Origin of the sequence: Jatrophihabitans sp. (assembly GCF_046262535.1) — a bacterium.
In the GTDB taxonomy this organism is placed as follows: Bacteria; Actinomycetota; Actinomycetes; order Mycobacteriales; family Jatrophihabitantaceae; genus Jatrophihabitans.
Genome location: NZ_JBHEMO010000100.1, coordinates 1 through 11,003 on the forward strand (window position 1 = coordinate 1; position 11,003 = coordinate 11,003).

At 71.4% G+C, this 11,003-nt stretch carries 12 protein-coding genes; 8 read left to right on the forward strand and 4 right to left on the reverse strand.

Going from position 1 to position 11,003, the window contains the following annotated elements:
- From hemC to ABR571_RS14120, 4 genes are all read left to right on the forward strand, one after another.
- The coding region (hemC, locus tag ABR571_RS14105) for a hydroxymethylbilane synthase (protein ID WP_409453837.1) at positions 1-786 on the forward strand (786 nt) is incomplete at its 5' end.
- On the forward strand, positions 783-2,339 hold the full coding sequence (locus ABR571_RS14110; RefSeq protein WP_409453838.1) for a uroporphyrinogen-III synthase: 1,557 nt from the start codon (positions 783-785) through the stop codon (positions 2,337-2,339). The genes hemC and ABR571_RS14110, both read left to right, overlap by 4 nt.
- A 182-nt stretch (positions 2,340-2,521) precedes the next feature.
- The gene (gene hemB / locus ABR571_RS14115; RefSeq protein WP_409453839.1) at positions 2,522-3,523 is read left to right on the forward strand and encodes a porphobilinogen synthase; all 1,002 of its coding nucleotides are present in this window, start codon (positions 2,522-2,524) and stop codon (positions 3,521-3,523) included.
- Positions 3,520-4,494 carry a GNAT family N-acetyltransferase gene (locus tag ABR571_RS14120; protein ID WP_409453840.1) on the forward strand — a complete coding sequence of 325 codons (975 nt, stop codon included), beginning with the start codon at positions 3,520-3,522 and terminating at the stop codon, positions 4,492-4,494. Before hemB ends, ABR571_RS14120 begins: the two co-directional genes overlap by 4 nt.
- Here the strand turns inward: ABR571_RS14120 and ABR571_RS14125 are convergent.
- Genes ABR571_RS14125 through ABR571_RS14135 form a run of 3 tightly spaced genes read right to left on the reverse strand, consistent with a single transcriptional unit; the run spans position 4,448 to position 6,907 of the window.
- Positions 4,448-5,362 carry a DUF389 domain-containing protein gene (locus ABR571_RS14125; protein ID WP_409453848.1) on the reverse strand — a complete coding sequence of 305 codons (915 nt, stop codon included), beginning with the start codon at positions 5,360-5,362 and terminating at the stop codon, positions 4,448-4,450. The genes ABR571_RS14120 and ABR571_RS14125 overlap by 47 nt on opposite strands.
- 10 nt (positions 5,363-5,372) lie before the next feature.
- Positions 5,373-6,128, reverse strand: coding sequence for an SDR family NAD(P)-dependent oxidoreductase (locus ABR571_RS14130; protein WP_409453841.1), 756 nt, complete (start codon positions 6,126-6,128; stop codon positions 5,373-5,375).
- Between the two features lie 38 nt (positions 6,129-6,166).
- Entirely contained in the window at positions 6,167-6,907 is a 741-nt protein-coding gene (locus ABR571_RS14135) for a hypothetical protein (RefSeq protein ID WP_409453842.1), read from the reverse strand.
- 92 nt (positions 6,908-6,999) lie between these two features.
- Between ABR571_RS14135 and hemL the strand changes: the two genes are divergently transcribed.
- A complete protein-coding gene (gene hemL, locus ABR571_RS14140) occupies positions 7,000-8,298 on the forward strand; it encodes a glutamate-1-semialdehyde 2,1-aminomutase (protein WP_409453843.1) in 1,299 nt (432 codons plus the stop codon).
- Here the strand turns inward: hemL and ABR571_RS14145 are convergent.
- On the reverse strand, positions 8,295-9,080 hold the full coding sequence (locus tag ABR571_RS14145; RefSeq protein ID WP_409453844.1) for a maleylpyruvate isomerase family mycothiol-dependent enzyme: 786 nt from the start codon (positions 9,078-9,080) through the stop codon (positions 8,295-8,297). The two genes, hemL and ABR571_RS14145, sit on opposite strands and share 4 nt — an antisense overlap.
- 87 nt (positions 9,081-9,167) lie before the next feature.
- Here ABR571_RS14145 and ABR571_RS14150 point away from each other — a divergent pair, with 87 nt between their 5' ends.
- The 3 genes from ABR571_RS14150 to ABR571_RS14160 all read left to right on the forward strand — a co-directional run.
- Positions 9,168-9,800: a histidine phosphatase family protein gene (locus ABR571_RS14150; RefSeq protein ID WP_409453845.1), complete on the forward strand. Its 633-nt coding sequence runs from the start codon at positions 9,168-9,170 to the stop codon at positions 9,798-9,800.
- Positions 9,801-9,856: 56 nt separating this feature from the next.
- Entirely contained in the window at positions 9,857-10,426 is a 570-nt protein-coding gene (locus ABR571_RS14155; RefSeq protein WP_409453846.1) for a TlpA family protein disulfide reductase, read from the forward strand.
- Positions 10,427-10,428: 2 nt separating this feature from the next.
- A partial coding sequence (locus ABR571_RS14160; protein ID WP_409453847.1) for a cytochrome c biogenesis CcdA family protein occupies positions 10,429-11,003 on the forward strand: 575 nt, incomplete at its 3' end.

Sequence of the window (11,003 nt, forward strand, 5' to 3'; positions counted from 1 at the left end):
GCCGCGGTCAGCCAGCTCGGCGGCACCGGCGTGTTCGTGTCGGCCCTGCGGACCGCGTTGCTGAACGAGACGATCGACGTCGCCGTCCACTCGTACAAGGACCTGCCGACGGCTCCGGCCGAAGGCATCACCATCGCTGCCGTTCCGGAGCGCGAGGACGCGCGGGACGCTCTCGTCGCCCGCGACGGCCTGACGCTCGGCGGGCTGCCTCCGGGCTCACGGGTCGGGACCGGTTCACCTCGTCGGGCGGCGCAGCTCAACGCGCTCGGGCTCGGCATCGAGGTCGTGCCGCTGCGCGGCAACGTCGACACCCGGCTGGGGCGCGTCGCCGACGGCGAGCTCGACGCCGTCGTCCTCGCCTACGCCGGGCTGCGACGACTTGGGCGCGCCGATGAGGTGACCGAGATCCTCGACCCGATCCAGGTGCTGCCGTTGCCGGCCCAAGGCGCTCTGGCGCTCGAGTGCCGGGCATCCGACGAGGGGGCCATCGCGGTGCTGGCGTTCCTCGACCACGCCGACTCCCGTGCCGCCGTCACCGCCGAGCGGACGATGCTGGCGGCCCTCGAGGGCGGCTGCACCGCCCCGATCGGCGGACTGGCCGAAATTGCCGAAGGTGACGACGGCCCTGAAGTTTTCCTACGCGGATCAGTGACCGCGCTCGACGGCAGCGACGCCGTCCGGCTCTCGGCCACTGGTCCCACCACCGATGCCGCCGGCGTTGGCCGGCGGCTTGCCGCCGAGCTAGTCGCCGACGGTGCAGACACAATGATGGGGAGCACCACATGACCCGCGTGCGCAAGATCGTCGGACGGATCACCTTCGTGGGGTCCGGGCCCGGTGACCCTGGGCTGTTGACGAGCCACGCGGCGGACGCGATTCGCGCCGCCGAGATCGTCGTCGCCGATTCGGCGGTGCCGGCCGCGATCACGGCGCTGGCCACCTTCGAGGTCCGACCGGCCGACACCACACCGGCCGAGACGGCCAAGGCGATGCTGGCCGATGCCCGCAACGGCCAGTCGATCGTCCGCCTCGTCGCCGGCGACCCGTTCTCCGACGACGGCGCGGTCAAGGAGGCGCTCGCCGTCGCCAAGACGGTCGTCCCGTTCGAGGTCGTCCCCGGCGTTCCCCTCGGCGTGGGCACGGCGGCCTACGCCGGCGTCCCGATCGGCGCCGTACGGACCGAGGCCGACCTGACCGACGTCGACAACGCCGACTACGACGCGCTGGCCCACGCCGCCGGCACGCTGCTGCTGACCGTCGACGCCGCCGATGTGGCCTATGTCGGTGAGCAACTGGTGGCCTACGGGTTGAAGCCGGACACGGCGGTGGCCGTGTCGTGCAGCGGCACCACGACGGGCCAGCAGACGGTCGTCGGCTCGCTCGGCGAGCTCGACCTGGCGGCGGTCGGCATGACCGGACGCGTCGTCGTCACGGTCGGCAAGGCGGCCGGGCAGCGCGAGAAGCTGGCGTGGTGGGAGTCCCGTCCGCTGTACGGGTGGAAGGTCCTCGTGCCGCGGACGAAGGAGCAGGCCGGCGCGATGAGCGAGCGGCTGCGCACCCACGGCGCCGTCCCCGTCGAGGTGCCGACGATCGCCGTCGAGCCGCCGCGCACGCCCACGCAGATGGAGCGGGCGAGCAAGGGCCTGGTGACCGGCCGCTACGAGTGGATCGTGTTCACCTCGACCAACGCGGTACGCGCCGTGCGCGAGAAGTTCGAGGAGTTCGGGCTTGACGCCCGCGCGTTCGCCGGCGTGAAGATCGCCTGCGTCGGCGAGGCGACGGCGGACGCCGTCAGCGCGTTCGGCATCAAGCCCGAGCTGCTGCCGTCGGGGGAGCAGTCCTCCGAGGGTCTGCTCGCCGACTTCCCGCCGTACGACGACGTGCTCGACCCGATCGACCGGGTCCTGCTGCCGCGGGCCGACATCGCGACCGAGACGCTCGCGGCCGGCCTGCGCGAGCTCGGCTGGGAGATCGACGACGTGACGGCGTACCGGACGGTCCGCGCGGCCCCGCCGGCGGCCGACATCCGCGACGCGATCAAGTCGGGCGGGTTCCAGGCGGTGTGCTTCACGTCCTCGTCGACGGTGCGCAATCTGGTCGGCATCGCCGGCAAGCCGCACGCCCGCACGGTCGTCGCCTGCATCGGGCCACAGACCGCGGCCACGGCCAAGGAGTTCGGCCTGCGGGTAGACGTCCAGCCCGAGTCGGCGACCGTGCCCGCGCTGATCGACGCGCTGGCCGAGTTCGCCATCGCCCGCGCGGAAGCCGAGAAGGAGAAGGCCGCCGCCGCGGCGGCGAAGAAGGCCGCCCGTTCCTCGGCCCGCCGCGCGTCGCGCTAGGTCCGTCCGCTTCGTCCGCGCTTCGTCCGCGAAGTTGTCCGTGCTTCGCCACGCTCTGACGTGGCGGGGCACGGACAACTTTGGGTGGTCCGCCCACTTGTCCGTGCTTCGCCACGCTCTGACGTGGCGGGGCACGGACAACTCGGAGGGCCGGCCAGCTGAGCGCGCGTAATCTTGCGGACGTGGATCTGCCCGAACTGCCGCCGTTCCCGATCTCGCGGCCGCGCCGACTGCGGCGCACCCCGGCGCTGCGGCGGCTGGTCAGCGCGGTGTCGCTGCACCCGTCCGATCTCGTCCTGCCGATGTTCGTCCGCGAAGGCCTGGAGGAACCGCGGCCCATCGCGTCGATGCCCGGCGTCGTCCAGCACTCGCTCGAGTCACTGGTCAAGGGGGCGGCCGAGGCCGTTGAAGCCGGCGTCGGCGGCTTGATGATCTTCGGCATTCCGGACGACCAGCGGAAGGACGCGCATGGCTCGGCCGCCGACGATCCGGATGGCGTGCTGAACGTCGCTCTGCGCCGCTTGCACGACGAGCTGGGTGACTCGACCGTCCTGATGTCGGACCTGTGCCTCGACGAGTTCACCGACCACGGGCACTGCGGCGTGCTCGACGACCGTGGCACCGTCGACAACGACGCGACGCTGCAGCGCTACGCCTCGATGGCCCTCGCCCAGGCCGAGGCCGGCGCCCACCTGCTCGGCACGAGCGGGATGATGGACGGCCAGGTCGGCGCGGTGCGCTACGCGCTCGATACCACAGGGTATGTCGAGACCGGGATCCTGGCCTACGCGCCCAAGTACGCGTCCGGCTTCTACGGACCCTTCCGGGAGGCCGTTAACTCCTCGCTGCAGGGCGACCGCGCGAGCTATCAGCAGGACGCCACCCGCACCGCCGCCGACGCGCTGGCCGAGGTCGCGCTCGATGTGGCCGAAGGCGCCGACCTGGTCATGGTCAAGCCGGCCCTTCCCTACCTCGACATCCTGCGCACCGTGGCCGACGCGTCGCCGGTGCCGGTTGCGGCGTATCAGATCAGCGGTGAGTACGCGATGGTCGAGGCGGCGGCCGAGCGCGGCTGGCTGGATCGCGAACGGATCATCTTCGAGACGTTGACGTCGATCAAGCGGGCCGGCGCGTCGATCGTCCTCACGTACTGGGCGGTCGAGGTGGCCCACCAGCTCGGATGACCGAGGAGACGCCCAACGCGCTCGGGACTTACGACGAGCCCGCGCGCAGTTACGCCAGCCTCTGGTTCTTCGCCGCGCTGCTCGGCGCCGGGTTCGTCTTCGACCTCGTCCTCGGTGGCGGGATGGCCCACCTGATCGGGTGGCTGCTGGCTGCCGCGCTCGTCCTTGGGCTGAACTTCCTCCTCGTCTACGCCGTCCGCTCGGAGAAGTCGCTGCGCATCACCGCCGATGAGGTGCGGGTCGGGGACGAGGCGATCGGCCGGGCGGAGATCGTCGCGGTCGCGGCCGGCCTGGACGACGACGAGCTGGCGGTCCTCGGCTGGCCCACCGGCAAACCGCGCAGCCTCAAGGGCCTGACCGTCCGGCTGTTCGACGGCCAGGACCTCGTCGTGCCCACTCGACATCCCGATCGGGTGCAGGAAGCCCTCGGCCTCGGCCAGGCGGGCGACCCGGACCGCAGCCAGGACGTCCGTGCCGCGGCCCGTAGCGATCTGCCGCTGCTCGCCGAAATCGACGGACGGGCCGACACCGTCTTCCGGCTGGCTGGTTACGAGCTGCCCGACCTGCCGCCGGTCGAGGTGGCCGAACTGGCCCAGGCCAAGGCGGTCTTCGTCGCCGGTCGGCCCCCGATCGCCTACGTCCAGCTCGAAGAGGTCGACGGACTGGCCTACGTCGCCGAGATCGCGGTCGTGCCCAAATGGATGCGCCAGGGGATCGGCACCCGGCTGCTCGAGCGGGCCTGCGAGTGGGCCGGCCGGCGCGGCTATCCGGCGATCGTCCTCACGACCTTCGCCGAGGTGCCCTGGAACGGGCCGTACTACGCCGAACGCGGCTTCGCCGAGACCAACGACCTCACCCCTGGGCTGGTCGCCCTGCGTGAGCGGGAAGCCACGCTGGGCCTGGACGCCGTGGGCCGCCGCATCGTCATGCGGCGCGAGCTTGCGCCACCCGGTGCAGTACGAGCAGGGTGACGACACCGGCCGCGACGATGCCGACGAGGTTGATCCCCAACTGGGCAAGTGACTGCCACGTCTCGTGCCACCTGCCGAGGACGCCGCCGACGGCCGCGTTGCCCGCCGCGGGGATCGTGGTGACGGAGATGAACACGCCGACGAGCGCAGCGGACTTGCTCGACGTGAGCGAGAGCATTCCGGCGGTTCCGGCGACGAGCGCGGTGATCAGCGAGAACCAACCCGGGTGGTAGATGAACTCGGTCTCGCGCCCGGGCCCGGTGATGTCCGCCGGCGAGATCAGCCCGACGCCTCGGGCGATGAGCGCCAGCAGGCTGGTGATGACGATGGCGGCGGGAAAGCCGACCGCCAGCGCGAGGGCGGCGCGGCGCACGATCCCGGTCCGGTGCCGGATGAGGCCGACGGCGACGCCGGCCAGAGGGCCGAACTCGGGCCCGACCACCATGGCGCCGACGATGGTGATCGGCGAGTCCGTCACCACCCCGATCGAGGCCAGCAGCGTGGCCAGCACCATGAACGCGACAAACATTCCGGTGAGCGCGGAATCCTCACCGGTGCGGTCGATCAACTCGTCCCAGATCAGCGCGTCGGCGCCCTCGCCCGGCGCGTCGCGCTCGGCCCGGTCGACCAGCGACCCGATGGCGGTGTCGAGCGGTTCCATCGTGATCATGCCCTGGCCGGGGACGTCCAGTTCGTGCAATGACTCCAGGACGGCGTCCGCGCACTCGCGGGCCAGGTCGGCGTTCACCTCATAGCCCGACGACGACGGGCCGGCCAGGCGGATCGCCACGACGCCGACGTGGCCGTTCAGCGCGTCGACGACCCGCTCGGCGGTCTCCTGCGGGCAGACGACCCGCAGGTGGAGCATGGACACGTCGCTACCGGGGCGCCATGCGGATCGCGCCGTCGAGCCGGATGACCTCGCCGTTGAGCATCGGGTTGGCGACGATGTGCTCGACCAGGGCCGCGTACTCGCTCGGGTCGCCGAGCCGGCTCGGATGCGGCACCTGCGCGCCGAGCGAGTCCTGCGCTTCCTGCGGCAGCCCCTGCAACATCGGGGTCAGGAACAGCCCGGGCGCGATGGTGACCACGCGGATCAGCTTGTCGGCCAGGTCGCGCGCGATCGGCAGCGTCATGCCGACGACGCCGCCCTTGGACGCCGAGTAGGCGGCCTGGCCGATCTGCCCGTCGAAGGCGGCGACGGACGCGGTGTTGACGATCACACCGCGCTCGCCGTCAACGATCTCGGTAGCGGTGATCCGCTCGGCGGCGAGGCGGATGACGTTGAACGTGCCGATCAGGTTGACCGTCACCACCCGCGCGAAGTCGTCGAGGGGCAGGACGCCCTTCTTGCCGATGACCCGGCCGGCCGTCCCGATGCCTGCGCAGTTGACCGCAATTCGGATCGGGCCCAGCTCGGCCGCGGCGTCCAGCGCGGCGGTGACGTCGCCCTCGCTGGTGACGTCGGCCGGCGCGAAGATGCCTCCGAACTCCGCGGCCGCGTCTGCCCCGGCCGCGGACGGCAGATCGACGATCGTCACGTGGGCGCCGGCGGCGGCCAGTCGTCTCGCTGTCGCCAGACCGAGCCCGGACGCCCCGCCGGTGACAAGTGCTGAACTGCCTGCGATGTCCATGCCGGCAATCCTGCCCGACGGGGTCGGCCGGGAACGCCTCAGCCCTTGGCCGCCCGCTGCGCGACGGCCGTGATCGCCTTCTCGGTCACGGTGTCGGCGATCGGCGCGCCGAAACCAGTGACGTCCACCTCGGCTTCGAGACGCGGGCCGGTGATGTAGGCGACGACGATGTAGAGCTTTGCCGTCTGGCCGTTGGCGGTGAGGGTCACGGTGCCCCGACCGATCGCCGCCACGTTTTCCGGTCCGCCGTTGGTTCCCGGCGTGGTCTTCATGGAGATGTCGTCGATCTTGGCGCCAGCGGGGAGCGCCTTCGTCAGCGTCTTTCGCGCCTGCTGTTCGGAGCAAGTGTCGAACTTGGGGTTCTTGAGGAGCTGAACGTCGGTGTCGACGCTGCTGTCGGACTTGAACCGCGACGCCGTGGACGAGATGGAGTTGTCACCCTGGTCGAAGCCCGCCTCCGCGGTGCCGGCCTTGTCGCTCTCGGTGTTGGCGCCACCGACGCAGGCGACGATCGCTGCGTGGTCGGCCGGGTCGTCTGGGTCGGGCGCCGCCTTCTTGAACGTCGTGGGCACGTCGGCTGCTTGCAGCACGATCGCGGACAGCGGCGTGGCCGGGGTGGACGACGCGGACGTCGGGGCCGAGGACTGGGTCGTGGATGCAGCGGCACCGGTCGACGGCGAAGCCGACTTCGCGGCCTTCGAGGAGCTGCTGCAGGCCGTGAGCGCGAGGACGGCGGCGGTGACGATCGCGGGTGCCACCACGGTGGAGACGTGCTTCATTACGGGAAGTGCCTTTCGGTCAAACGGGGTTACCTCTACCAGACCACACGGGTCGAGATCTTTGAAAATCGGGCGATGCCAGACTGGTTCTCGTGACCGACGCACCTCAGTCCGCCGCCCTGTTCGACCGCGCACTCACGGTGATCCCGGGCGGGGTTAACTCGCCGGTGCGGGCGTTCCGCGCCGTCGGTGGCACGCCCCGATTCATGGTCAGCGGCTCGGGGCCGTACCTCGTCGACGCGGACGGGCGGCAGTACGTCGACCTCGTCTCGTCCTGGGGACCGATGATCCACGGCCATGCGCATCCCGAGATCGTCGCCGCGGTGCAGGCGGCCGCGGCCCACGGCCTGTCCTTCGGCACGCCGACGCTCGGCGAGATCGAGCTGGCCGAGGAGATCGTGCGGCGGATCGCGCCGGTCGAGCAGGTACGCCTCGTCAACTCCGGAACCGAGGCGACGATGTCGGCGATCCGCCTGGCCCGCGGCGTCACCGGCCGGCACCGCATCGTCAAGTTCGCCGGCTGCTACCACGGACACGTCGACGCGCTGCTGGCTGCGGCCGGATCGGGCGTGGTCACCTTCGGACTGCCCGACACCCCCGGCGTCACGGGCGCGCAGACCGCCGAGACGATCGTCCTGCCCTACAACAACCTGGCCCCCGTGGAGGCCTGCTTCGCCGAATTCGGCACCGACATCGCCTGCGTGATCACCGAAGCCGCACCCGGCAACATGGGCGCCGTCGCGCCAGGCCCCGGCTTCAACGCCGGGTTGCGCGAGATCACCGCGCGGCACGGCGCGCTGCTGGTCATGGACGAGGTGATGACCGGCTTCCGGGTGTCGGGCGCGGGGTGGTACGGCCTCGATCCGGTGGACGCGGACCTGTTCACGTTCGGCAAGGTGATGAGCGGCGGCCTGCCCGCCGCGGCGTTCGGCGGCCGCGCGGACGTGATGTCGAAGCTCGCGCCGACCGGACCGGTCTATCAAGCGGGGACGCTGTCGGGTAACCCGGTGGCGGTCGCGGCCGGGCTGACATCCCTGCGCCTGGCCGATTCCGCCGTCTACGCCGCGCTGGACGGGAACGCGCGAGCGGTCGGCGCGATGGCGTCCGCCGCACTCACTGCCGCTGGCGTCGCCCACCAGGTGCAGTACGCCGGCAACCTCTTCTCGGTCTTCTTCTCGGCCGTCCCGGTGACCGACTTCGCGGGAGCACAGGCGGCGGAGACGTACCGCTACAAGTCGTTCTTCCACGCGATGCTCGACGCCGGGATCTACCTGCCGCCGTCCGCGTTCGAGGCGTGGTTCGTCAACGCGGCGATGGACGCCGCCGTGCTCGAGCGCATCGAGGCGGCGCTGCCGGCCGCGGCCGAGGCCGCCGCCAGAGCGACGGCTTAGTTCACGCCCTTCGCGATGATGGCGCGGAAGGCCTCGAAGGCCGATGGGTCGCCCTCGACGACGGGCGCGGCGAACGCCGGCCGGCTCCACAGCCACGCGTCGAGCTCGCCCGCCGTCCCCGTCACGCTGCAGCTCGGTTCGCCGGACCCGACGAGCTCCAGCGTCGGCTCCCGGTCGTAGGTCTTGCCGGTGTTCGGGCTCAGCCCGCTGAAGTACCCGATGCGGACGAGCCACTCGGCGCCGGTGTCCCTCGCGCGCACGAGCGCGACCGGTCCGTCCGAGGTATGGGTGGACCACGCCGGGAAGCCGCCGAAGAAGTGCTCGAACGCTTCCTGCACGCCGTCGGCGGCCAGGTCGGCGTCGACTTCGGTCACGGCGCCGGCGGCCAGCTCGGCGTCCAGTCGGTGGATCAGCGCCTCGTGGGCCATCCGGCGCCGGATGAAACCGACCGTGTTGTCCTCCGACCACGTCCACACCGGCACGTCGTCCGGCGTCCGGTCGAGGGATGCGAGCAGGTCGGCGGTGGCCGCCTCGATCGCCGCGAACAGCGCGTCGTGCTCGGCCGGACGGGACGCTTCGGCCGCCTCCGCCGGTCCTTCGTCGGTCAACCGGTCGCGGACGATTGCGCCCCAGAAGAGCGCCACGCCGGTCATGTGGTCGAGCAGGTCGTGCGCCGTCCAGTCCGGGCACGACGGCACGGGCGCCGATGGGTCGGTGTCGCGCAGGACGCTCACGAACCGGTCCATCTCGCGCCGGATGACCAGGTGGTAGTTCACAGGCATGCGCGGACGGTAGCGGCCGCCCCCGACGCAGGCCCCGGGGACGAGCCGACCACCAGCCCTGCGTAACCGGTCTGGGAGGATGCCCACGTGCCCCGCGCGACCGTCCACCTGCTGCGCCACGGCGAGGTCCACAACCCGGCAGGCGTGCTCTACGGCCGGCTGCCGGGCTTCCGGCTCAGCGAACTCGGCGAGCGCCAGGCGCAGGCGGCGGCCGACTGGCTGGCTCAGCACGACATCGGCCACCTCGTCTCGTCCCCCCTCGAACGGGCGCAGCAGACCGCCGCGCCGCTCGCGGCCGCCATCGGGCTCGCGATCGCCGTCGACGAACGGCTCATCGAGGCCGAGAACTTCCTCCAGGGACGGCCGGTGGCCGGCGGCAAGGGCCTGTTCAAGGACCCCAGCAACTGGCGCTACTTCCGCAATCCCCTTCGCCCGTCGTGGGGCGAGCCGTACGCCGAGATCGCGACCCGGGTGCTGGCCGCCGCGCGCTCGGCGCGGGACGCCGCCGCCGGCCGCGACGCCGTCTGCGTCAGCCACCAACTGCCCATCGTCTGCGCTCGCCGCAGCGCCGAGGGCCAGCGTCTCTTCCACGACCCGCGGCACCGGCAATGCAGCCTGGCCTCGGTCACGTCCCTCACCTTCGATGAGGACGACATCGTGGACGTCGAGTACTCCGAACCGGCCGCCGCGCTGCCCAGCGGGACGGGCGCGGGAGCGTAGGCGCCCGCTGAGTCCGGTGTCGGCGTCCACAGGCAGGTGAAGGACACTGGACGACGATGAAACGCGCCCTGCTGACCCTCGCCGCCGCCGTGCTGGCGCTGTCGGCGTGCACCGGAAAGGACGCCGTCGACCAGAGCGGCAGCAGCACGTTCCAGTTCCGCTCGGGCACCGCGCTCGGCAAGCTCTACCCGGAGTCCGGGCGCAAACTCGCCGGCGGCTTCACCGGCAAGCTGCTCGAAGGGGGCACGACCACTCTGGCGCAACGCAAGGGCAAGGTCGTCGTCATCAACTTCTGGGCCACGTGGTGCGGCCCGTGCAAGACGGAGACGCCGCAGTTCGACGCGGTGTACCGCACGATCAAGGCGCGGGGCGTCGACTTCCTGGGTGTCGACACCAAGGACGTGAAGAGCAACGCCCAGTCGTTCGTGAAGACCTACGACATCACCTACCCGATCGTGTTCGACGAGCAGGGTGAGACGGCGCTGCGGCTCGGTCAGCTGCCGGCCGCCGCCCTGCCGTTCACCGTGCTGGTCGACAAGCAGGGCAAGGTGGCCGCCGTCTACATCGTGCGGCTGTCGCCGAAGGACCTCACCGGCGCGCTCGACCAGCTGCTCGCGGAGCGCTGACGATGCTGCTCGCCGACGGCGGTTTCGTGCACACCGTCTCCGACGGGCCACTGCTGCTGGCCGCCGGTGTCGCCGTGTTGGTCGGGCTGATCGGGTTCCTGTCGCCGTGTGTCCTGCCGCTCGTGCCCGGCTACCTGTCCTACGTCGCCGGACTGTCGGGGGACGCGGCCAAGCCGAGCCAGCGCCGCATGATCGCCGGCGCGCTGCTGTTCGTCCTCGGGTTCACGGCGATCTTCGTCGCGCAGGGCGCCGCGTTCGGCAGCCTCGGCGGGTCGATCCGCACGCACCTGCGCGCGATCGAGATCGTGCTCGGCATCGTCACGATCGTGATGGGCGTGGTCTTCCTCGGCGGCATCTCCTTCCTGCAACGCGAGTTCCGCATCCACCGATTGCCGCGCGCGGGCCTCATCGGCGCGCCGCTGCTGGGTGCCGCGTTCGGGCTGGCGTGGGCGCCGTGCCTTACGCCGACGTTCGGAGTCGTCTACTCGATGTCGTTCGTGCAGGGCACGGCGGGACGAGGCGCGTTCCTCACCGTCTGCTATTGCCTCGGCCTCGGGATTCCGTTCGTCCTCGTCGC